This window comes from Butyrivibrio fibrisolvens (assembly GCF_023206215.1).
Taxonomy (GTDB): Bacteria; Bacillota; Clostridia; order Lachnospirales; family Lachnospiraceae; genus Butyrivibrio; species Butyrivibrio fibrisolvens_C.
The window spans coordinates 2508058-2532006 of the sequence record NZ_CP065800.1 but is presented as its reverse complement, the minus strand read 5'-3'; the positions used below and the strand labels follow the sequence as shown (position 1 = coordinate 2532006).

Annotated in this window: 24 protein-coding genes; all 24 read right to left on the bottom strand. The window is 40.9% G+C overall.

Annotated elements, in window-relative coordinates; all coding sequences use genetic code 11:
- Nucleotides 1–58: 58 nt before the first annotated feature.
- The 24 genes from I7804_RS10465 to smc all read right to left on the bottom strand — a co-directional run bounded on the left by I7804_RS10465 (nucleotide 59) and on the right by smc (nucleotide 23903).
- Nucleotides 59–1084, bottom strand: coding sequence for a threonine aldolase family protein (locus I7804_RS10465; RefSeq protein ID WP_022754426.1), 1026 nt, complete (start codon nucleotides 1082–1084; stop codon nucleotides 59–61).
- 140 nt (nucleotides 1085–1224) lie between these two features.
- Nucleotides 1225–1830, bottom strand: a complete 606-nt coding sequence (yfbR, locus tag I7804_RS10460; protein ID WP_022754427.1) for a 5'-deoxynucleotidase — start codon at nucleotides 1828–1830, stop codon at nucleotides 1225–1227.
- A gap of 21 nt (nucleotides 1831–1851) precedes the next feature.
- Nucleotides 1852–2973, bottom strand: a complete 1122-nt coding sequence (locus I7804_RS10455) for a hypothetical protein (protein ID WP_248403315.1) — start codon at nucleotides 2971–2973, stop codon at nucleotides 1852–1854.
- Nucleotides 2974–3056: 83 nt separating this feature from the next.
- The gene (locus tag I7804_RS10450; RefSeq protein WP_248403313.1) at nucleotides 3057–3446 is read right to left on the bottom strand and encodes a YraN family protein; all 390 of its coding nucleotides are present in this window, start codon (nucleotides 3444–3446) and stop codon (nucleotides 3057–3059) included.
- 38 nt (nucleotides 3447–3484) lie between these two features.
- Complete coding sequence (locus I7804_RS10445) at nucleotides 3485–3793, bottom strand: EscU/YscU/HrcU family type III secretion system export apparatus switch protein (protein WP_248403311.1); 309 nt, start codon at nucleotides 3791–3793, stop codon at nucleotides 3485–3487.
- Between the two features lie 37 nt (nucleotides 3794–3830).
- Nucleotides 3831–5696: a flagellar hook-length control protein FliK gene (locus I7804_RS10440; protein ID WP_248403309.1), complete on the bottom strand. Its 1866-nt coding sequence runs from the start codon at nucleotides 5694–5696 to the stop codon at nucleotides 3831–3833.
- Nucleotides 5697–5701: 5 nt separating this feature from the next.
- Nucleotides 5702–6466, bottom strand: coding sequence for a ribonuclease HII (locus tag I7804_RS10435; protein ID WP_248403307.1), 765 nt, complete (start codon nucleotides 6464–6466; stop codon nucleotides 5702–5704).
- Nucleotides 6467–6522: 56 nt separating this feature from the next.
- Entirely contained in the window at nucleotides 6523–7083 is a 561-nt protein-coding gene (gene lepB, locus I7804_RS10430) for a signal peptidase I (protein WP_027215675.1), read from the bottom strand.
- Nucleotides 7084–7145: 62 nt separating this feature from the next.
- Nucleotides 7146–8027, bottom strand: coding sequence for a ribosome biogenesis GTPase YlqF (gene ylqF / locus I7804_RS10425; protein ID WP_022758142.1), 882 nt, complete (start codon nucleotides 8025–8027; stop codon nucleotides 7146–7148).
- A 126-nt stretch (nucleotides 8028–8153) separates the two neighbouring features.
- Entirely contained in the window at nucleotides 8154–8774 is a 621-nt protein-coding gene (gene lepB, locus I7804_RS10420) for a signal peptidase I (RefSeq protein WP_027204028.1), read from the bottom strand.
- A gap of 352 nt (nucleotides 8775–9126) precedes the next feature.
- Nucleotides 9127–9468, bottom strand: coding sequence for a 50S ribosomal protein L19 (gene rplS, locus I7804_RS10415; RefSeq protein ID WP_022754436.1), 342 nt, complete (start codon nucleotides 9466–9468; stop codon nucleotides 9127–9129).
- Nucleotides 9469–9766: 298 nt separating this feature from the next.
- Entirely contained in the window at nucleotides 9767–10546 is a 780-nt protein-coding gene (udp, locus tag I7804_RS10410) for a uridine phosphorylase (RefSeq protein WP_092040082.1), read from the bottom strand.
- A 366-nt stretch (nucleotides 10547–10912) separates the two neighbouring features.
- Nucleotides 10913–11431: a ribosome maturation factor RimM gene (gene rimM, locus I7804_RS10405; RefSeq protein ID WP_022754439.1), complete on the bottom strand. Its 519-nt coding sequence runs from the start codon at nucleotides 11429–11431 to the stop codon at nucleotides 10913–10915.
- An 11-nt stretch (nucleotides 11432–11442) separates the two neighbouring features.
- Nucleotides 11443–12333, bottom strand: coding sequence for a tRNA (guanosine(37)-N1)-methyltransferase TrmD (gene trmD, locus I7804_RS10400; protein WP_248403305.1), 891 nt, complete (start codon nucleotides 12331–12333; stop codon nucleotides 11443–11445).
- 98 nt (nucleotides 12334–12431) lie between these two features.
- Entirely contained in the window at nucleotides 12432–12659 is a 228-nt protein-coding gene (locus I7804_RS10395; protein WP_022758146.1) for a KH domain-containing protein, read from the bottom strand.
- Between the two features lie 58 nt (nucleotides 12660–12717).
- Nucleotides 12718–12966, bottom strand: coding sequence for a 30S ribosomal protein S16 (gene rpsP, locus I7804_RS10390; RefSeq protein ID WP_022754442.1), 249 nt, complete (start codon nucleotides 12964–12966; stop codon nucleotides 12718–12720).
- A gap of 168 nt (nucleotides 12967–13134) precedes the next feature.
- Nucleotides 13135–14514: a signal recognition particle protein gene (gene ffh, locus I7804_RS10385; RefSeq protein WP_022758147.1), complete on the bottom strand. Its 1380-nt coding sequence runs from the start codon at nucleotides 14512–14514 to the stop codon at nucleotides 13135–13137.
- On the bottom strand, nucleotides 14514–14864 hold the full coding sequence (ylxM, locus tag I7804_RS10380) for a YlxM family DNA-binding protein (RefSeq protein WP_022754444.1): 351 nt from the start codon (nucleotides 14862–14864) through the stop codon (nucleotides 14514–14516). Before ylxM ends, ffh begins: the two co-directional genes overlap by 1 nt.
- A gap of 166 nt (nucleotides 14865–15030) precedes the next feature.
- Nucleotides 15031–15948 carry an AraC family transcriptional regulator gene (locus tag I7804_RS10375; RefSeq protein WP_022754445.1) on the bottom strand — a complete coding sequence of 306 codons (918 nt, stop codon included), beginning with the start codon at nucleotides 15946–15948 and terminating at the stop codon, nucleotides 15031–15033.
- A gap of 6 nt (nucleotides 15949–15954) precedes the next feature.
- Entirely contained in the window at nucleotides 15955–17043 is a 1089-nt protein-coding gene (locus I7804_RS10370) for a glycoside hydrolase family 25 protein (RefSeq protein ID WP_248403303.1), read from the bottom strand.
- Nucleotides 17044–17125: 82 nt separating this feature from the next.
- Entirely contained in the window at nucleotides 17126–18001 is an 876-nt protein-coding gene (locus tag I7804_RS10365; protein WP_022754447.1) for a YitT family protein, read from the bottom strand.
- 28 nt (nucleotides 18002–18029) lie between these two features.
- The gene (gene ilvA, locus I7804_RS10360) at nucleotides 18030–19256 is read right to left on the bottom strand and encodes a threonine ammonia-lyase (RefSeq protein ID WP_248403301.1); all 1227 of its coding nucleotides are present in this window, start codon (nucleotides 19254–19256) and stop codon (nucleotides 18030–18032) included.
- Between the two features lie 58 nt (nucleotides 19257–19314).
- Nucleotides 19315–20292 (bottom strand): signal recognition particle-docking protein FtsY, encoded by a 978-nt coding sequence (gene ftsY / locus I7804_RS10355; RefSeq protein WP_207637972.1) that lies wholly within the window; start codon nucleotides 20290–20292, stop codon nucleotides 19315–19317.
- A 53-nt stretch (nucleotides 20293–20345) separates the two neighbouring features.
- Complete coding sequence (gene smc, locus I7804_RS10350; protein ID WP_248403300.1) at nucleotides 20346–23903, bottom strand: chromosome segregation protein SMC; 3558 nt, start codon at nucleotides 23901–23903, stop codon at nucleotides 20346–20348.
- Nucleotides 23904–23949 lie beyond the last annotated feature (46 nt).

The window sequence follows — 23949 nt, the reverse complement described above, 5'->3', positions numbered from 1 at the left end:
AATTTCGAAATAAAAAAGCCAAAATCATCTATAAGTATAGTCAAGCTTTTCAGGTATATCACAGAATCTCAATAAGTTTGTCAACATCTTCCATGGTCGTAGCCCAGCTTGTGCAGAATCTTATAACCTGTCTTCCATCATCCAGAGTCTCCATAAAGCCGTATTCTACGTTTTCAGAAAGCTCAGCTGCTTTCTCAGGAGTTACAACCGGGAATATCTGGTTTGTAGGCGAGTCAATATAGATATCATATCCGTTAGTAAATAGTGCTTCACGGATCTTTGCAGCTGTCTCGTTAGCATTTCTGCAGATCTTAATATACAGATCATCTGTAAAAAGAGTATCGAACGAAAGTCCGATGATCCAGCCTTTAGCCAGCATAGCTCCGTGGATCTTGGTTATGGTATAAAAATGTGGTACAAGTCCCGGCTTTGTAAATACCACAGCTTCACCCAGCATAGCTCCGCACTTGGTTCCGCCTATAGTAAATACATCAGCTATATCAGCTATATCTTTCAAAGATGCATCATTCTCATCGCATGAAAGAGCGTAGCCAAGCCTTGCTCCGTCTATATAAAGCACAAGACCTATCTCATCACAGGCTCGTCTTATCTCTTTGAGCTCAGCAAGTGAATAAAGTGTTCCATACTCTGTAGGCTGTGAGATATATACCATTCCGGGAGCAACTTCATGCTCATTGTTAAGATCCGACTGGAACTTATCTTCATATTCCCAGATACTCTTTGCGCTGATCTTGCCATTCTTTTGCTCAAGAGTCAGAACTTTGTGTCCGCCATGCTCTATAGCACCGGCTTCGTGAGTATTTATATGACCGGTATCTGCAGCAAGTACACCCTGGTATTGTTTTAATACAGATGATATAACTGTCTCATTGGTCTGAGTTCCTCCCACAAGGAAGTAAACTTCTGCATCAGGCTTACCGCATGCAGCGCGGATCTTGTTCCTGGCACTTCCCGAATATACATCTAGGCCGTAGCCTGTGATCTTCTCGAGATTGGTTTTCTGAAGGTTATTAAGGATCTCCTGATGAGCTCCTTCACAGTAGTCGTTAACAAATTTGAGCATAAATAATTCCCTTTCTGATCAGTGTTCTTACACAAGCATTCAAGGCAATTATATTATATGCAATATAACTTGTGAAGCTAAGTTGTTCTAATTCTGCAAGTATTTAAAAATTAAAATTTTCAGATCTGTAATAAAATCTCTCAGTCGCTAAGTTCGTCAAGTGTTCTTCCATATGGCGGAAGGAATTCATTGACAAAATCAAGTACTTCCGGATACTTGGCCTGAAGCTCATTGATCGATTTCTGAGTTGTCTCCTTAGCCGTCCTGAACTCTGTATTGCCGCTTCGCTCCTCTTCTATACACTTGATAAGAGCTGATATCTTATCTGCAGCCTTTATGAGCCCTTGCATATACTCTTCTTCCTGAGTTCCGGCGCCTTTGTATATCTTTTCATATACAGGACGTATATCCTCGGGGAGTCTTTTTAGAAGCTGATCTTCTGCGATCTTCTCAACTTCTTTATAAGCATGCTGGATACTTGAATTGTAGTATTTGACAGGTGTTGGAAGGTCTCCTGTTATGATCTCTGTTGTGTCATGATACAGGCCTATAAGAGCTGCCATGTTAGCATCAAGCTTGTGGCCGTATCTGACATTGCCAATAGTACACAGCACATGCGCTATCATGGCAACTTCGCAGGAATGCTCAGACAGATTCTCTGGTCTTGAGTTTCTCATAAGTGCCCAGCGCTCTATATACTTCATTCTGGATACTGTGGCAAAAAATGTATAAGTGTCATTATTCATAGGTAAACCTCACAACTGTTTTTATAGATTCTTGAACTCGATCTGGCCACCGCCATCATATGTAATATTGTCCATACCGATAGACTTTTGATATTCCAAAACCTTGGCCTCAATCTGATCATAATCTATTATATCAATATTTTTGGCAGCGCACATAGTCACAAGTTCATTTATATCATCATCTGTTATAGCGCCTGTCTCGTCATAGTTACTATAGCAGTAGTACTCTGCATCTCCTATGGTTACGGCAGTATAGCAGATACTCTCTCCCTGTCTTGAATCTTTTTCCTTGGCCCAGGCATCTATAACTTCATTAAAGTCTTCTTCCTTGGAATAATCACCGTAAATGCCCCATCCATAATAAACTTCGTATTCACTTTGGAAATTATGATATACACCCTGACTGTCAAGGGCGCCTGTGCATCCTGAATGAGCTCCTGCACCGCTTGATCCGTAATTGCTAATAAATCCATTGTCCAATAAGTCTAAGGACCAGCGTTCTCCCTGGTCAGCAGCGTATGTAAGCTCTACACTTCCGCTTGCATCACTAAACACAAAATAGGCTGTGTATGAAGAGCCCGCTTCGTATCTGACCACAAGTTCATTTGTACCATCCTTGCCAAAATCAACATAAGCATAAGCAGGCTTACTTGTACATTCATAGCCGTTATCACTAATAACAGTCTTAAGATCATCTATAGTAAAACCATTTACTGTATCAAGATTACTAGGCTGCGCATAACCGGCGCTTCTATCATCCGGTGCAATCAATAAAATAGAACCGTCAAAAAACTTATCATTAAGCTTAGCCTTGCTGCTGCCATTTAGAAAACTCTCATAAAGATCTGATGTCTGATTACCTGCATTGCCAGAAGCTGTATTATTATCTTCTGTATTATTGCCTGCTGTATTATTGCCTTCTGTATTATTGCCTTCTGTATTAGAAGCTGTAGTATCGGCTGATTCACTTGCACCTGAAGTATCACCTGCCTCATTGTTGGAAGAAGAATTATTATCAAGCGCAGTACCTTGTGATCCTATTGCGTTAGGATCTCCTCCCTTAATATCCGTAACTGAGCATGCACTAACTCCTACACTTGTAAGAAGTAATGCTGCAATGATTTTTTCTTTGTAATGTCTCATTGTTTTATGTCCTCTGTTCTTTTATTATATATTTTACTAAAACAACCCGCTTAGATGGATAATTTTAGCACAATACTATTCTATTACCATTTTTTATTTTTTATAGGTATATATTCAAATGCATTCTTGACATAATGAATTCTGACAGAATTTTGTCCTTCATTGATATTGAGTCCTATAACATCAAATCTTACCGGCGTTGATTCATCCAGTTTATGTCTAAGGCAATAAAAATCGCAGCCTCTTGATATAGTCCGCTGCTTTTTATAATCTACAGCTTCCTCAGCTATACCAAAAGTGCTGCCTGACCTGTACTTGATCTCACCAAATACTATATAATTGCCATCTCTATAGATAACATCTATCTCACCGCCTTTGAAGCGGTAATTTCTTTCAAGGATCCGTCCACCATGCTCCTCTATATATTTGCAGGCGATATCTTCCCCCCTCATTCCGAATTCATGTTTATTCATACTTAACCTCATTAAAGCGAGTGGCTAATAGTCCTCCCCTATAAAAGCGGATTGTGCGTCTTGTCCTTGGCTCTTATCTTGTCCATAGCATCTACAAATACAAGGATCTCAGCAACAACTTCATACAGCTCCGGCGGTATCGCTTCCCCTATGTCAAGGTGTGACAGAGTATCAGCAAGTCCTGAATCTGTATGTAAGGGGATGTTGTTCTCCTTGGCCTGTTCTATGATCTTCTCAGCAACAAGTCCCTTACCTGAAGCGATGACTTTAGGCGCATTGTCCTCGTTTGGATCGTAGCCAAGAGCTACAGCGGTTTTCTTTTTTTGCTTATCACTTGCTTCTGCCATATAAGACTCCGTTTCAAAATAAAAACTATATAAGTTATTATGCTCTTGCATCAAATGATGTAGAAGAGATCGTCGTCATCTTATCATCAGCCTGAAGAAGGGCATCTACTGCCCTGTTCTCAGATTTTAGATCTTCTGAAGGAAGTACCTGATAGCTCATCTGGTAGCCCCTTTTGTTAAGTCTTGCAGTAAGCTCATCAATATGTTCCATGATAAGATCTATACAAGATTCATCAGCCATATAGAAATTGGTGCTGACCTTCATATCCGTCATCCTGACGTATACATCAAGTGGTCCTAAGTTATTCATATCAAGATGAAGCAGTGCACTAACGCTCCCATCGTCTGATGCCATGTGCTTTTTGTTGGAATATACATACAGGTCTCCATGTGCGTCGTTACCTGACATCTTGAGAGGCAGCTGTACATAGGCATACATCTGATTGAGCTGGTTCATGAAGTCGATATTCTGCGACAGATTCTGAGAGCTTTGGAATACGCTGCTATTTTCTCCTACATGTCCTTGAAGGAGTGTTGTTAATTGCTTGACCTGAGAATTCAACCTTTCATACAGGTTTCTGACATTATCCTTGTCACTGACATCATCAGGTCTTATAGTCCATGACGATGCGATATTATTCTTAAGCAGTTCATTAAATGTATCTGAGGAAAAAAGCCTGCCCCAAGCTCTGTCAGCTCCCGCGCTGTTATGAATTGTTTTATCATACAATTCTGAAAGCTGTCTTAAAAGAGCTGCCTGATCGCCAGAACCTGCCTTTATAAGTTCATTAAGCGCATCTTCAGAAACTCCTGCACTCTTTAAGGCTGATACAAACTGTGCAAGGTCCATCTTAGCGCCGATACCTAGTGCATTACCTGCTCCGGCAGCCGCTTGTGTGTTAGAACCAGCTATAAGCTGTCCTGATACTTCCTTGCCATCATCCGAAGCAGGCATAAGGCCGTCCTTGCCAAGGATCATGCCATCAGCACTTGCCTGTGCCTTATTTGTAAGAGTACCATCTCCTTTTATAGTCTTAAGGGGATCCTCGTTAGCAGCATCTCCTGCAGAAACCTTTCCTTCAGCAACTTTTCCTGCGCTATCTTCCCCTCCTTCGGCGTTTATAAGACTGTTAATAGAAGCTTCGTTAGCACCTGCTTTGATACTTTCACTAATACCTGTTCCTTGCGCTTGATCTCCGCCTGCAAAGAGCTTCATAAGACTTCCGTACAGGTCAAGAGCTCCAGTCTTATCACCCGCCTGAGCCATAGCACTAAAAGCGTTTGGAAGTTCATCTATGATAGCATTTGCCCCATTTAAAACCTGATGCTGATAATTCTGATAATTCTGAAACTGCTGTATATTACCCTCGGTGATCGGAATGTTAAGATTCTTCATCTGTACAAGAGTACTGATATCAGCTCCGGGATTATCCGTAAGGACACGGCTCATCTGAAGAAGGCTCTGTTTATCAATACTCATGCCTTCTTTCATCATCTCAGAGACCATCTGTCCCAGCTCATCTGTTACAGACAAGCCTGCAGCGATCAAGGCTTTAGATGCCGTTGCATCGAGCGCGGCTGTATTCTGATATAAAGGAGTAAGTGTAAGAGTTCCTGAAGCGGAGCTTTTTACAGAAAAAGAGACTACCTGACCGGTAGATAATTGCATGCCATTTTGAAGCTTGGCATCAACTAGTGTATTATTCCCAAGGTCTATCTGAGCTGTCCTTGAGCCATCAAGACCTTTCATGACAGACACAACCTTACCGCTAAGCGAATCTCCGGCAGACAAAGAGCGCAGTTGTTCCTGCCCTTTAGATATGACTGCAATCTCTGAAGTTCTGCTAACCTGCGGCGATCCTTGAATCTGACCACCCGGCCCTACGGTAAGGCTACCTGGCATATGAATCACTCCGAAATGAAGTTTCCTATAAATGATCTTCTGTGAATCTCACAAGGACCATATTTTTTGAGTGCTTCTATATGAGCTGCACTTCCGTATCCTTTATTGGATGCAAATCCGTACTGAGGATACTTCTCGTCAAGCTCTTTCATAAGTCTGTCTCTGGTTACCTTAGCTATGATACTTGCTGCTGCAATAGATACAGACTTGGCATCACCCTTGATTATGGATACCTGTTTGTACTGTTCAAGTTGAGGTACATGAACAGCATCAAGTAAAAGGATATCAGGACGAACCGGAAGTTTACCAACAGCCTCAGCCATCGCTTCATAATCTGCCTGAAGTATATTGATCTCATCGATCCTTTTAGGAGAAGCGAAAGCAACAGCTGCGCCTACAGCCTTTTCCATGATGATGTCATATAACTCTTCTCTCTTTTTTTCGGATAGCTTTTTAGAATCGTTTAGATATAGAATCTCTGTGTCTTTTGGGAGTATAACTGCGCCTGCGCACACAGGGCCTGCCAGTGGACCTCTTCCCACTTCATCAATTCCGCACACATAGCCATTCTCCTCATATCTGTGCTCGAATTCTTTCATCTTCTCTATGCGCTCGCGCTCTGCTTCAAGAGCCTTTACTTTCTTAGAGGCTGTCTCTACAAGCTTTCTTATGCCATCCCTATCGTCATCTGAGTACTTTTCTATAAATGCTTGAAATTCGTTTATACTAAGAGATTTGTAATAATCCCTGATCTGTGATATTGATTCCATCGTTTACTGCCTTATTTAGTCGTTATATTTTTTCAGATATTTGATAGTTTTACGCCTTATTTTACAATTCCAAAGCTGTCAAAAGGATATATTCTAAGCCATGCCTTGCCTACAAGCTCATCTCTTTTTATATTGCCTACATCTTCGTATCTTGAGTCCATGGAGTCATTACGATTATCTCCCATTACAAAGTACTCATCAGGCCCCAAGGTCACACCTTCATAGGCAACTCCGGGATTTTTGATAACTTCACGTCCATAGCTTTCTACAAGAATCTGGCCATTAATATAGATATTACCATCAAGGTCTATCTTAACTGTCTCCCCAGGCATACCTATAATTCTTTTGATAAAATAGGTACTGTTACCCAGAGCATCTACGTGTGGAAATACTACGATATCGAATCTCTCAGGATCTCCGATCTCATACGAAATCTTGGATACTATCAAAGAATCCTTGTCCTGAAGGGTATTCATCATAGAATGTCCGCTAACTTCTGTCCTCTGAGCCACGAAAGTTATAAATAAGAATGTGATAAGGATCACAGAAGCTATATAAATAAGTGTTGATGCTATCTCTTTGATCACCTTACGAAATGTACTGTTATTATCTCCCATAAATGTCTCATAGCGCCTTTCGCAAAGGCGCACCTCCCTTCATTTTAGGTTTATTGTCTCTACTACATAGGAGCATTTTCTAAAGTAATACGGCCAAGTCTTCCTGCTCGGAAATCATCCAGTATAAGATTAGCAGCACGCATATAGTCAGGTCTTGCACCGGGAAGAAGTAGATTTCTAGACTTGGCAACAGCGCAGAGCATTCCTGAATATGAAGTCATAAGGTGCTCTTCTTCTATTGCACTCTCCACATCGTCATCAGTTATATTATAAGTCTTGAATACAACATCAGAATAGTCGCTTTCAAGCTCCTTTATAAGATCTATGGCAAGTTCTCCGCTGTCGATATTATCATCGTTCATTGAGCCAATCATAGCAAGATGCGCGCCAACTGTCTGATCTTCAAACTTGGGCCAAAGGATTCCGGGAGTATCCAGAAGCTGAAGAGTCTTGCCAAGCATGATCCACTGCTTTCCTTTGGTAACTCCCGGCTTATTGCCGGTCTTAGCTGCAGCCTTACCTGTAAGATGGTTTATAAATGTTGACTTACCAACATTAGGAATGCCTGCTACCATAGCTCTGATAGGGCGGTTGACGATGCCTCTTGCCTTATCCCTTGCTATCTTGTCAGCACAGGTTTCTTCCATAAGTTTCTTGATCTTACCCATATCTTTGGATGTACGTGAGTCAAGAAGAGACGCCATATATCCCTGAGATCTGTAATATTCTACCCACTGAGCATTCTTCTCAGGATCTGATAGATCCGCCTTATTAAGGATTATAAGTCTTTGCTTTCCTTTGCCAAGTTCATCTATGTCAGGATTACGACTGGATACAGGTATCCTTGCATCTGTGATCTCAACGATCATATCTACAAGACCTATATTTTCTTTCATCATTCTGACTGCTTTGGTCATATGACCCGGATACCACTGATAATTCATAAAACTCCTTATATATACTATTTGAATATATCTACTGAAATCATGATTCAGTAGTCAGATTGGCTTATCGACCAAGTCGATATAACCTTTATATCTGATAAATTCTTAAATTATATATTCAAGAATTTAATCTTCATAATCATTGCCAATAAAACCTGAAGTGCCCTGCTCTCCGCCATATACATACCAGGCAGTGCCAAGGATCCAGCTCTCTTTTACAATTCCGATATTGGCACTTCGGCTGTCTTCCGAGCTATTCCTATTATCACCAAGAACAAAATATTCATCTGAGCCAAGCTTTATAGGGCTTGCTGCTATTCCTGCTTCTTCCATCTTGTCATAGGCATCCGAATCGCCCACCTGCTCAGTTCCATTTATATACAAAGCTCCATCTATGATCTGAACTGTCTCACCGGGCATCGCCACAACTCTTTTGACATAATAATGAGAATTGGTATTGCCATTGGGAAGAAAAGCTATGATATCGCCTCTGCCGGGACCTGTAAGATACATTGAAACTTTATTAATAAGGACTTCCTGTCCGGAATAAAGGCTAGGCTCCATAGAATCTCCGACAAGCTCAACATTCTTGCCAAAACCATATACAAGCATAGCAGCTATAACTATGGCAACCACTGTATAAAACACCCATGACAGAACCTCTCGTATGATCTGGGGTGTTATCTTTTTCTTATTGTTGTCATATACAAGATGAAATTCATTCTTCCTTCTTCGCCTGAATGCCATATACTGATCCTGCCTTACTACGAAATTCGCTACTTATAGCATCGCCATAAGTCCATGCATCATCACGCCCTTAAACGTCTCGTGATCAAGCACTCATTTTATTTTACCACAAATATGCCTCTTGTAGGAAGTAAGCTGATCTTAACTGACTTTTGCTTATAAAAAAATTCCTCTCTTTTTATCAGAAGAAAGGGATTGTATATAAATAAACATTGTATAAAGGTTAGATTTTAATAATTGGTCTTTAATAAAACTCCGCATTGAGTGTCATACGTTTGAGTCAGTAATAAAAAAACAGCCACAATCGCATATGCGACTGTGGCTGCCTGCGTTCTTGACAATCAAGAAAAGATTATTTAGCTTCTTTAACCTTAGCCTTTTTGCCTGTAAGTCCAACAAGGTAGTTCAGCTTAGCACGTCTTACCTTACCCTTACGAACAACTTCAACCTTCTCAACAAGTGGAGAATGAAGAGGCCATGTCTTCTCAACGCCTACGCCGTAAGCGATCTTACGAACTGTGAATGTAGCACGGTTTGAACCACCCTGGATCTTCTTAACAGTTCCTTCGAAAACCTGTGTTCTTGTACGCTCACCCTCAACGATCTTAGCGTATACCTTAATAGTATCACCAGTTTCGAACTTAGGTGCGTTAGCGTTCAGCTGCTCTTTCTCGAGTTCTTCAATAATTGTCATAATTGTATCTCCTTATAATGGACGTTCTATAATGCCATGTCTGCTTACCCTCGGTAAACCAGCAACAGAGGACCGTCTATTTATTGCAACTTAAGTATAATAACACATATAACACTCGATAGTCAACATATCGTTTATATTTTTCGGTTATATTTTTACTTAAGTCTTTGATCATTCTTTGATCTTTATCTTAGATATTTATATCTTTTCTAAGATCATTAGTCTTTGTCTTGGGCATTTATATCTTTTCTAAGATCATTAGTCTTTGTCTTAGACATTTTTATCTTTTCTAAGATCATTACTTCTTATCTTCGCTCTCAATAAGGCGCTTTATAGCATCTACTGCTATCTCTATTGCCTTGCCGGTATCATGTACCTGAGGGTTAGGAAGACCAAGCTTAGCTCTCTCCTGATTAGCTACTGTAAGAAGGATAGTTCCGCACTTAACCTTAAGTATTGGCGCAACAGTATAAAGCGCAGCAGACTCCATCTCGGAAGCAAGTACTCCGCATCTCATCCATGCTTTCCACTTATTCTCAAGCTCATAAGATACAGGCTTCTTCTCAGGCTCGTGCTGTCCATAGAATGAATCCTTACATTCTACAACACCTACATGATAAGGATATTCCTTGGCTTCAGCAGCATCAACAAGAGCTCTTGTAACTTCAAAATCAGCTACTGCAGGGAACTCAATAGGAGCATATTCCTTACTTGTTCCTTCCATTCTTACAGCGCCGTTTGCGATGATAAGGTCACCGCCCAAAACATTGGTCTGCATACCACCGCATGTACCAACTCTGATAAAGGTCTTAACACCGCATCTGGCAAGCTCTTCCATACAGATAGCTGCGGAAGGTCCGCCTATACCTGTAGAAGTTACGCTTACCTTATGTCCTGCAAGCATTCCTGTATAAGTAGTAAACTCACGGTTCTGTCCGACTTTCTTAGCATCTTCAAAAAATGCTGCGATCTTCTCGCAACGTCCCGGATCTCCGGGAAGAATAACATACTCTCCTACCATTTCAGAACTTACGCCAATATGATACTGCAGTCCTGATCCTTCGGTATAATCAATCATCATAGCCTCCTGAATTATGATAAAGTTTGTGTTACTGATCTAGTGTACTGACTCATTCATATTTAATCAAATATGAATGAGCCAGCACACTAGATATGATAATAAGCTGTCATCACTTATTACAGTTTTAAGAAAAAGCTCTAAGCTGTATTGATAGCAATAACAGACCACGCCTTTAAAGATATCGGCAATTACAGTCAAAATCTAAAGAGGATCTTGAACCATACTTAACTAAGCTTTTCTTTATATTTTTAAATATATAAACAGTCCCAAAAGGATATATTATAAATACATCTACAGTCCCAGATAAGAACGTATTAGAAGTACAAATACAATCCAAAATAAGGATATTTATATATTGCAAATTTACATAAGTCCGTCCATTACATGTATCTTCATAGTATTGGTGTCGATATTAACATCAAGAATGCACTGCTTGATAGCCGGAATGAGAACATTAGGGCCGCCATCAGCTCTCTCCATCTCATACACATCATTGGCACCTGTCTGAAGTACATCGATAAGCTTACCAAGCTTATTGCCATCTTCATCGACTATGTCAATACCTATAAGATCCTGAATATAATATTCGCCTTCTTCAAGCTTAACAGCCTGCTCCCTTGGAACAGTCAGTATATTGCCGCGGAATCTTTCCACCTGGTTGATATCATCATATTCTTTGAATTTGACGATAACAAACTTCTTAAAGAATCTGACGCTCTGTACATGAAGAAGAACTGCTCCCTCACGCTCGCTTTCCATAGTCACTTCTTTTAAAAGCTTAAAACGCTTAGGATCATCAGTTGTCGGAAATACGTTAACTTCTCCTCGTATTCCATGGGTAGATGCAATTACACCAACTTGGAATTTCTGTGTATATGGCATATCTTCTCCTTTTATTTGCCTAGATCATTGCTACTTACATCTTCAAAATTCGTATTACCGGAATTCTGAACAACTTCCACATTATCAGCATTATTATCCTTAATGCCATCTATTGTAGTATCCGCAGTGCCATCCACTGCTGTAGTATTTTTTCTGCGCTTTCTGCGCCTTTTAGGCGGCTTAGGTGGATGCGCAGCCATCCAGGCTTCATATAGCTCGGGACGTCTTTCTTTGGTCCTTTCAAGGGACATCATAAGTCGCCACTCATCTACCTTCTTATGATCTCCTGAGAGCAAGATCGGCGGAACTTTCTTACCCATCCATTCTTCAGGTCTTGAATACTGGGGATATTCCAGAAGCCCATCTGTAAAAGATTCTGTCTCAGCCGAGATATCATTGTTCAGAACCCCCGGGACGAGTCTTGATATAGTATCGATCATGACCATAGCCGGAAGTTCACCGCCGGTAAGAACATAATCTCCGATAGATACATAGTCTGTAACTATCTCTTCAAGAACCCTTTCATCAATCCCTTCATAATGACCACATAGGAAAATAAGATCATCGCTTTTGGCAAATTCCATAGCCATCTGCTGATTGAAGACGCTTCCCTGTGGTGTTACATATATTACTCTTTTGGTGTGCTGGGGATCTATGCGACTTTCGAGGCTCTTGTAGCAATCATATACAGGCTGTGCCTGCATTAACATACCTGCGCCTCCGCCATATGTATAATCATCAACCTTGTGATGCTTTTGATCTGCAGAATAGTCTCTTATGTTGATACATTCAAGAGATATAAGATTCTTTTCCATAGCCCTTCCAAGTATACTTGTAGAAAGGCCTTGTGATACCATCTCCGGAAAAAGAGTCATAACATGGAAATCCATAGTTAACCTCATATAGTTCTTAAAAATAAAATCTTCCCACAGACTTATTTAAAAAAGTCCATGGGAAGGCAAATTCATTTAGCTCCCGGAAGCTGTAAATGGTTATACTGTCAGACAATTTCAACATCAACGTGTTTGTCTTCACGTGTAGATGCTGCCTTCACTACAGAGCGGATTGCTTTTGCTATTCTACCCTGCTTACCAATTACTTTACCCATATCAGAAGCAGCAACGTGTAACTCAATAGTTACGTTACGGCCGTCGTCCTTCTCGGTAACAACAACTTCTCCCGGATTATCGACTAAAGCCTTTGCGATTACCTCGACTAATTCTTTCATAGTGATGTCCACCTCCGGCTATCGTTGTCTTCTAAGCATTAGGAACTTCAACTTGGAATTAGTTCTTGTGAACTCCTGCCATCTTGAAGATCTTAGCTACTGTATCTGTAGGCTGAGCACCATTTGAGAGCCACTTCTGAGCCTTTTCAGCGTCTACCTTAACTGTTCCAGGATTTGTGTTAGGATCATATGTTCCGATCTCATCAACGAACTTACCCTGTACAGGAGCCTTTGCATCACTTACGATGATTCTGTAGAAAGGTGTCTTCTTCTTACCAATTCTCTTTAATCTGATCTTTACTGCCATTTCTAATATCCTCCATTAGATAAAATAAAAATAAAATAGTTATTGGGGTTAAAGCCGGTTAAAGGCTTTAACTATATGAAAATCAGTCCATTATTATAGGCTGTTTCAAACTTTGTATTCATAAAGCTATTTAAATGATCCATAGCCTTAGTGATAATAACAAATGCATCAGAAGAATTTATTATTGCCGCCAAGCATACGTCCCATATTCATCATATTACCGAAGCCGCCGTGCTTGCCTTTTTTCATTCCACCAAGCTGCTTCATAACTTTCTGAGACTGCTCAAAATTCTTAATGAATCTGTTAACCACTGCAATATCATTACCTGAGCCATCAGCAATTCTCTTCTTTCTTGAAGGGCTCATGAGCTTAGGATTACGTCTCTCCTCAGGTGTCATGGACAGAACTATTGCTTCCATTCTGGCAAGTTCTTTCTCATCAGGAAGCTGATCAGCGCTTATCTTATTGCCACCAGGGAGCATTGAAAGAATGCTTCCAAGTCCGCCAAGCTTACGCATCTGCTTCATACTTTCAAGATACATCTCGAAATCGAACTTACCCTTTTTGAGACGTGCAGCCATATCTGCTTCTGCAGCCATATCGGACTCTTTATTGGCTTCAACAGCCTTATCGATAAGAGTAAGCACATCTCCCATTCCCAGGATTCGGTTAGCCATACGGTCAGGATAGAACTGTTCAAGATCTGAAAGTTTCTCTCCCATACCAACATAGAGAATAGGCTTGCCTGTAACTGCTCTTGTTGAAAGCGCAGCACCACCTCTGGTATCGCCATCCAGCTTAGAAAGGATTATGCCATCAACGCCGACCTTCTCATTGAATTCAGAAGCCACATTAACAGCTTCCTGACCGGTCATTGCATCTACAACAAGGATTGTCTGGAATACATCGACTTCCTTCTTGATATTGATAAGCTCATTCATCATGTTCTCATCAATCTGAAGACGTCCTGCTGTATCAAGGATAACAACATTCTTGTTATTCTTTGACGCATAGTCTATGGCATGTTTTGCTATATCAACAGGTGATACGTTTGTACCTTCTTCATAGAAGTCAACCACCTGCTTCTGGGCGTTAACACGCAGCTGTTCGATAGCTGCGGGACGATATACGTCACAGGCTACAAGCAGTGGAAACTTACCCCTGGACTTGAGCTTGCCTGCTATCTTGGCAGCGGTGGTGGTCTTACCAGCACCCTGAAGACCTGCCATCATGATAACAGTTATCTCCTTACCGGGTTTGAACTGAATCTCAGTAGTTTCAGAACCCATAAGTCTGATCATCTCTTCATTAACGATCTTGATGACCATCTGCCCCGGATTAAGGCCGTTCATAACATCTTCGCCGACCGCTCTCTCCTGTACAGCAGCTATGAACTGCTTTACAACCTTAAAGCTGACATCAGCCTCAAGCAGAGCCATCTTAACTTCCTTAAGGGCTATCTTGACATCATCTTCTGTAAGACGACCCTTGCCGCGAAGTTTCTTAAATACATTTTGTAGTTTATCAGATAAGCTTTCAAAAGCCATTAGATAAGTTCCTCTATTATGTGGTCTGACAATCTGCGGATCTCATTTCTGTCAGGAAAATCCTCTGCAGCATTATCAATTATATTTTTCATCTTCTGTGCATCGGCTCTTATTGAATTGAACCTTGCGATCATATGAAGCTTGTCTTCATAGCCCTGCATCGTCTGTGTGCATCTCTTTATCAGATCATGTACACCCTGTTTGCTGATTCCGTACTCTTGTGCTATCTCATTGAGCGACATATCATTGTAAACCAGATCTTCGTATATTTCTTTCTGATGGGCAGTAAGAAGATCTCCATAGAAATCATACAACATGCCCTGCTCTATGATCTTGCCGACCTCGCTCATGTAAACACCTCAGCCATACACTATATCGTAAGTAGTCTATAAAGCCATTTGATCCATGCACAAAAAAATACATGCCCAAATACATGCATTGACTATAATACATGACCGGGGCATGGGTGTCAAGTATTTTTTCTTGACCCTGTGTTTTTTCTAAAATTAAAGGAAATCAGATATCCGCAACATAATCAGACGGAAGCTTGCCTGTAGCTTTTCTGAAGGCTTTACAGAAAGATGAATAGTCGCGAAATCCCGATTCTATAGCCGCAGTCATGGCAGGCTCTCCGGATATTATAAGGTCCCTGGCCTTCAGAATCCTTTTTTCCATGATATACTGATGTACGCTATATCCGGTCTCAGCCTTGAATATGCGCATCATATGATACTTACTTATATAGAACTTGTCAGAGATCCTGTCTATAGACAGATCATCTCCAAGATGCTGCGTGATATAGTCGATAATGTCGATGACCTTTCGATTATACCTTGCCTTCTCCATAAAAGAATCAGGGTTCTTGTAGCATGCTTCATTAAGCCCTATAAGAAGCTGTATAAGTTCTACATGAATCCTAAGTCCGGCACAGTAGAGCTGCTCTTCAGATTTTATCACTTCTTCCAGTGTTCTGAACTTCTCCAGAAGTTCTGACGTGATCCCGGCATCAAAGTGTATGAGATTGGTCCTTGTCTTTGAAGTCATGTCGAAGCATAGCCCAAGGTCGTGATCTTTGGAATTGCCGGACAGCTTTTTGCCTTCATGAATAGTTACTTCTTCAGTACTTCCAAGGCGAACAAGCGTTTCAGGCTTCAGATACAGCACATAACGCTCATATCCTTCTTCTTTAGAAGCAGTAACTTTGTGAATACTATGATGAGGAACTATAACGATATCATAAGGACGAAGTTCATATTCACGGCCTTCTACCGCATATCTGACATCGCCCCTTAAGAAAAAAACTATCTTGTCAAAATCATGATAGTGCCAGGGTGTATCTATAGCCTTGTTCTCATCTATATGAAAAAGACGAAAATCGCAGTTTAGATATCCTTTCTGCTCATATTCTACTGAAGGGTCGAATTCTTCTGCCATCAAAGCTTACCATCCTTTTTGCACGCAGATATTAAAGTCAACTTCACCTTTGATACCATCTATCTTGCCAGATGCCGAATACTGCCATATCGAGAACTCATAAGGAAAGTACAAAGGAACATTATAGAATGCTACCCATTTATCGATATCTTCAACTTCAGCCATATTGAGCATAAGTGCAAAAGTTTCATTATTGCCATAGATCATAGGTGTATAGCCTGAATCCTTAACTGTATCGCAAAATTTTCTTACGATGCCTGTCATCTGATCCTGAGTGACATTCTGGGTCCTGTAATCAGAGCCTTCAGGTCTCTCTACGTCTATAACAACAGGATAAGTTACTTCATAAGGCTTTATAGCATCAAGTACGAACTTGGCTTCTTCCAAGGCTTCTTCGTCATTTACTGCGGATGAATAGAAATATACACCAACTTCTATGCCGGCATCTATAGCACCTTTGATATTAGCTTCAAAGTATTCATCTTCTACTATCTTGCCTGTAGATGTTCCTCTGTTGCCAACTCGTATAAATGCATACTCTACGCCGCTGTCCGCTACCTTCTCCCAGTCGATCTCTCCCTGGAATTTGGATACATCTATTCCAAATGTTCCAAGAACAGCTGCATTAGAGCCTTTGTATTCAAGAACTCCTGAGCTGTTTTTGGCAAAATCAGTATCTGTGAATGAATTAAGAGAAAGTGATCTGTCGATAGGAATGAAATAATATCTTCCGTCTTTGGCAATAAGAATCTGATCAGGAAAAAGGCTTCTCACTGTAGTAGTGATGCCTGTTCCTGATTCAAGCTGTTTCTGGAAAGAATCAAGTACCTCTTGCCTGGCCAGGTCATATCCGCCTTCATAAGCCTGTGATACCATCTCATCTGTCTCAGACACAGTATAATAGCCTTCTTCCTGAATAGAATCCAGCTGAGCCTTATAAGCTTCATTTTCTTTTCGAAGAGCTGCATTTCTAAGGAGTATGGCAATAGAAAAAGTCAAAGTCACAATAGCAATAAGACTTAGCAGAATGATCGAGATGATATTCTGTGTTGTAACTGCTGCGTGTATTAATCTTCTATTTCTGCCTTTTGCCATATGTCTCCCCTTTTTTAGAGTATTATCCTACAAGAATAGAAATACATCTCTCAAAATATAGATGCGCATCTAAGCTGCTATTTCAGATTTTGTCATCAAAATAGCTCTTATATCCTTCGCCATAGATCTCGGTAGCAGATGTGATGATCATAAATGCCTCAGGATCCTCTTCTTTGACAATCTCCTGAGCCTGAGGCGATATTCTCATTCTTACAACGCACATGATAACCTTCTTGTCTTTGCCAGAGAAGGCTCCCTGACCATATACGTGTGTTACACCAAGATCAAGCTCCTTAAGAAGCCTTCTGGTGATAGATGCATGTCTGTCGGATATGATGAAAAGAAGCTTGGCTTCATCACTGCCATACAGAACTTTGTCCAAAGCGATACCATTAATAAACACAGTAATAAATGCATAAAGCGAAGCAGGTATATCTTTAATAACAAGTGTAGCAAAAAATATTACAAAGATATCTGTTATAAACAAAAGGCCACCGGTCTTGATATGCGGATACTTAAGTCTAAGGAGCTTAATGATTATATCAGAACCGCCACTTGTAGCACCTTGCTGGAATATTATCGCCATGGATACTCCGGCCATAAGGCCTCCAAATACCGAAGCAAGGACCATATCATGTACTATAAAAGCCTTGCCATATCTTGCGATAAAATCGGTAAAAAACGATATCATACCCGTTGCATACAGCGTCGAACATATAAAGTGCCATCCAAACTTCCAAGTACCCAATACAAGAATAGGGATATTAAGAATAAGGAACCATGCACCTGTACCAAGAGGTACGATTCTGTTAAGTACAATAGCTACACCGGTAAATCCGCCGGGAGCAATATTATTAGGATCACTAAAGATGGCCGTACCGATGCCGTAGAGAAAGGAAGCGACCGTGATCAACAAATAACATTTTAATAGTCTTGATAAGTTTTTTCTCTTAGTCATAGGAAAAACCTACCTTTGAAAGAATACCTCAGATCTGGGTAGTAACCAGTCTGGGACGATATCCCTTTTCCTCAAGCGCCTGTATGATCTGAGTCTTGTGCTCAGTACCATAGGCTTCAAGTGTAATCCGCAGCTCTACAGCAGCATTGCGGTTTATTGATACAAACTGATTGTGCTCTAACTTGATTACATTGCCACCAAGTTCGGCTATAACTCCTGATACTCTGGACAGTTCACCCGGTTTATCAGGAAGGAGAACTGATACTGTAAAGATTCTGTCTCTTCTGATAAGTCCCTGCTGAACAACTGAAGACATTGTAATGACGTCCATATTGCCACCGGAGAGGACACATACAACCTTCTTGTCCTTGCATCTGAGCTGCTTAAGTGCTGCTACAGACAGAAGACCCGAATTCTCTACTACCATCTTATGGTTCTCAACCATATCAAGGAAAGCTACTACAAGATCCTCATCATCAACCTTGATGATCTGATCTATATTCTTCTGAATATATGGGAAGATCTTGTCTCCGGGAGTCTTAACTGCTGTACCGTCAGCTATTGTATTAACTCCGGGAAGTGTTACAACCTTGCCTTCCTTAAGTGATGCATTCATGCAGGCTGCGCCTGAAGGCTCAACACCTATTACCTTGATCTTAGGATTGAGGAGCTTAGCAAGAGTGCTGACACCACTTGCAAGTCCGCCGCCGCCAATAGGTACAAGGATATAATCTACAGTTGGGAGTTCTTTGAAGATCTCCATAGCAATTGTTCCCTGACCTGTTGCTACATCAAGATCGTTAAAAGGATGAACGAATGTATATCCCTTCTCCTTGGCAAGTTTCTTAGCATGAGCTTCTGCTTCATCATACACATCGCCGCATAATACTACTTCTGCTCCAAGAGCTTTAGTACGGTTAACCTTAATAAGGGGAGTTGTTGTCGGCATTACAATTGTTGCATGAACGCCATACTGTTTGGCTGCATATGCAACACCCTGAGCGTGGTTGCCTGCAGATGCTGTAATAAGGCCCTTTTTACGGTCCTCATCTGACATTGTACTGATCTTGTAATAAGCGCCTCTAACCTTGTAGGCACCTGTTCTTTGCATGTTCTCAGGCTTTAAGTATACCTTATTACCTGACTGAGCCGAAAAATAATCGCTGTACATAAGTTTCGTCTCAAGTGTTACTTTTTTGACCTGCTCGCAAGCCTCCTCGAACTTATCAAGGGTCATCTTATTCTCTTCCGACATTTCCTGTTCCCTTTCTAGTATATATATATAATTCTTTTCTATCTGTGATAAAAAAGACTTAGTGCCTTGTAAGAATATCAATAGCTTCTTCTTCTGTAAGTTGAGAACTATCCATCTCACCTGATGAAAGCTTCCTTGCAACAATCTCCTGATCAAGCTTAACTCTTTCTTCATGATCTATATCAAAAAGAGCATCTACGAATTCCTGTGGCTCAAATCTTTCAAGATCATCCAGTGATTCACCAACACCGATATATTTTACCGGTATATTAAGCTCGCTTACGATAGCTACTGCTATACCGCCTTTGGAAGTTCCATCCATTTTAGTAAGAATAATACCAGTAAGGTCTGTAACTTCACCAAACTCTCTGGCCTGGGACATTGCGTTCTGACCTGTTGTTCCATCAAGCACTATAAGATTCTCACGCTTATACTCAGGAAGATGATTGTCAAGAATCTTGTTCATCTTTCGAAGCTCTTCCATGAGATTCTTCTTGTTATGAAGTCGTCCTGCGGTATCTACTATAAGTATATCTATATCCTTAGCTTTGGCGGAATTAACCGCATCGAAGATAACACTCGCAGGGTCTGCTCCTTCTACTCCCTTAACAAGAGGAACACCTGCACGATTAGCCCATTCTTCAAGCTGCTCTGTTGCTGCTGCTCTATAGGTATCTGCAGCTGCAACGAGAACTTTTTTGCCCTTGTTCTTATAAATAGATGCAAGCTTGCCGACAGATGTCGTCTTACCAACACCATTAACACCTATGATAAAAAGAACTGACTTCTGATTCTCAAAATCGTATGCATGTTCATCAGTATGCATCTGTTCTCTTATGTTCTGGATCAGAAGATCACGACATTCTCTGGTAGATCGGATATTCTTCTCTTCTACCTGTGAGCGAAGCTTATCGAGAATACGACTTGTCGCATTAACACCGATATCTCCCATGATGAGTGTCTCTTCCAGATCGTCATAGAAGTCACCATCAATATCTGAATAGCCGGAGAATACATTGTCCAGCCCTTTCACCATATTATCTCTTGTTTTTGAAAGACCACCTTTGAGCCTTGAAAAAAATCCTGCCACTAGTTCGTTAGCTCCTTATCAATGAGATTAACACTTACAAGTGCCGACACACCCTTTTCCTGCATGGTTATACCATAAAGTCTGTCTGCACTTTCCATTGTACCACGACGATGCGTAATTACAATGAACTGAGTATCTTTTAATTTATGCAGATATTTGGCAAATCGCACGACATTATTTTCATCAAGCGCTGCCTCAATCTCATCCAGAAGACAGAAAGGCGACGGCTTAAGATTCTGGATTGCAAATAAAAGCGCGATCGCAGTAAGAGCCTTCTCTCCACCGGACATCATATTCATATTAACAAGCTTCTTGCCCGGAGGCTGAGCTATGATCTTGATTCCTGCTTCAAGGATATCAACAGAATCATCGATTTCAAGTGTTCCGTGTCCACCACCGAACATCTCCTTAAATACCTTATCGAACTGCTCACTGATAAGTTTGAACTGCTCTCTGAACTGATTCCTCATAGACTCATCAAGATCTGCTATGATCACACGAAGCTGCTCTTCTGCAACTACAAGATCATCATGCTGAGTCTTAAGGAATGTATACCTTTCAGATACATTCTTATAGTCCTCGATAGCATTGACATTGACATCTCCAAGTTCCCTTATTGCATTCTTGAGCTGTCCTATCTCTTTCTTCATAGCAGTAGCGTCGTTAAGCTCCGGATCCTTCATCAAAGAAGCCTGTGACAGAGTAATCTCATACTCATCCCACATATAATTGATAAGACCTTCTATCTGGGAATCAAGCTTCTCTTTCTGTGATGTAAGTCTGTTAACTTCTCTGTCAAGGGAGGACTTGGACTCTGCAAGCTTCTCACGAACTTCAAAGAAACTCTTTTGCTTGGAAGATATTTCTTCTCTTGTATGCTGGATCTTTTCAAGCTTTTCTTTATTTTCCTTACTGCTTGTTGCTGATGCTTCCATAGTCTTGCCTATCTCGACTATTTCTGCATTCTTATGTTCAAGCTCAGACTCGGAGGATTCGATGTGTTCAAGAACTTCATCGAGGTCTTTTTGCCTTGTAATTATCTCTTCATCTATTCTTGACAGATTCTCCTGCTGGAATTCAAGTCTCTGGGAGACCTTGGCAATCTCCATCTCCCATCTGGAGACTTCAGATGCTGCCTCTTCTTCAGTTTCAGAAAGCTCCGACAGCTCTCTTCCAAGATCCTCAACAGCCTTCTGACAATCTTTCTCAGTCTGAATGGATTCATCAAGCTTTTGTCTGGTTTCTGATTCCTGTCTTTCTATATCAGCCACCTGATTCTCAATATCAAGACTCTCTGTCTTTAATGATTCAAAAGATGTAGCTTCTTCTTTCTGCTTCTCTTCTTCTCTTACTACGTTGAGTCTGGCAGTGTTCTGCTCGATGAACTTGTTCTGAAGTTTAAGTCTTGTTGTTTCAAGGCTTGCTCGAAGAGCATTTCTTTCTTCTCTTACTGCTGCAACTTCCTCTTCAAGCTTGCTTGCTTCTTCAAGCTTTGCATTAACATTTTTTTCAAGATCTTCCATCTCACGTCTTCTACCAAGAAGATTGGAAGAGTTCTTAAAGGCACCACCTGATATAGCACCGCCGGGCATGAGAAGTTCACCTTCAAGAGTTACCATTCTGATACTATAGCCGTATTTTCTGGCTATAGTAGTAGCATTGTCCATATTGTCTACAACAAGGACTCTTCCAAGAAGGTTCACGGCTACAGCCCTGTATTCATCATCTATTCTTACAAGACCATCTGCAAGTCCTATAGCACCCTTTTCGCTTAGAGCATCTTTATTACGGAAGTCCTGCTGATTCTTAAGGGCTGTAAGAGGCAGAAATGTTGCACGTCCTCCTTTAGTATCCTTAAGATAAGAGATCATCTTCTTAGCAGTAGGCTCATCTTTGGTTACAACGTTCTGAATGCTTCCGCCAAGTGCTGTCTCTATAGCAGTTTCATACTTTTTATCTGTTTTGATAATATCTGCAACAACACCTATAACACCTGGAGTATTATCCTTCTGCTCCATAACACGTTTTACAGCGCCGCCATAGCCTTCGTACCTTTCAGTAAGATTAGCAAGTGCATCAAGTTTAGATTTTTGCTGCATAGCAAGAGTTCTCGCCTGCCTTATCTTCTCATCGCTTCCTGTTAAGATCTCTTTGATCTTGGCAAGACGATCCTCTCCTTGTTTCTGCTCATCAGTAAGGACACGAATCTCTTCGTTAACAGCTTCGAACGTATCTCGAAGCTCCTTCATCCTTGCTTCCTTCTTGTCCTCATCAGAACTTGCCTGTACAAGTCTGCTGGTAAGTTCTGCCTTACGAATGCTGATCTGTTCTTTCATTGTAGAAAGAGAGCTCTGGCGAGACTTGATATTTGCACGTTCATTTATAGTATTAATGATTTTGGTATTGTTCTCTTCTATCTGTCTTGTCAGCAGCTGTTCACGATCCTGAATCTCATTATATCTATCCGAAGCAGCCTTCTTCTTAGCTTCAAGAGATGATACTTCCTCATCTACACTATTTTTGGTAGTAAGAACTTTTTCTTTTTCCTCACGGGCTTTGGCAATCTCAGCTTCAATCTCGCTCTTTCTGACTTTGAAATGCTCTGAACCCGCTGTAACAGAACGAATCTGCTCTTTCAAAAGAGCAAGCTGTCCTTCAAGTTTTTCTTTAAGGACACTTGAACTTGTCATCTCATTCCTGGCTTCTTCGATTTCTTTTTCTATCTCATCAAGCCTTGCCTGAGCCTGGTCATAATCAATTCTGGCCTGATCATACCTTGTTCCAACTTCTTCAAGATCCTTCTCAGCAATAGAAAGTTTCTCACTTGCATCTTCCAAGAGACCTTTTAGCCTTTCATTGTCCATAAGGAAGATGTTTACATCCAAAGTCTTAAGTCTTTCTTTATTCTTAAGATAGATCTTGGCAACCTCAGACTGCTTCTCCAAAGGTTCAAGCTGTTTCTCAAGCTCAGTAAGGATGTCTGTGATACGGGTCAGGTTCAGTTTCTCATCTTCAAGCTTCTTGATAGCTGTTTCCTTACGAAGTTTGAATTTTACGATTCCGGCAGCTTCATCGAAAAGATTACGTCTGTCTTCCGGCTTAGAAGACAAAATCTGATCGATCTGGCCCTGTCCGATGATGGAATATCCCTCTTTACCAATACCTGTATCATAAAAAAGCTCATTGATGTCTTTAAGACGACATGGGCTGTTATTGATCATATATTCTGATTCACCGCTCCTGTAGAGGCGACGTGAAACAGTTACTTCTTCAAAATCAATGGAAAGTGCATGATCTGAATTATCAAGCGTGATAGAAACATAAGCAAAGCCAAGTGGCTTACGAAGCTCTGTTCCTGAGAAAATAACATCCTGCATGGAACCGCCTCGAAGCTGCCTGGCACGCTGTTCACCAAGAACCCAACGGACAGCATCGGCTACATTGCTCTTACCGGATCCGTTAGGTCCTACTATTCCTGTTATTCCGTTATGAAAATCAAGTTTTATACGATTGGCAAAAGATTTAAATCCATGAATCTCAATACTCTTAAGATACATATCCTCTTTTAAGAGACAATACAAAGCATAAAGCAGGACTCATTGC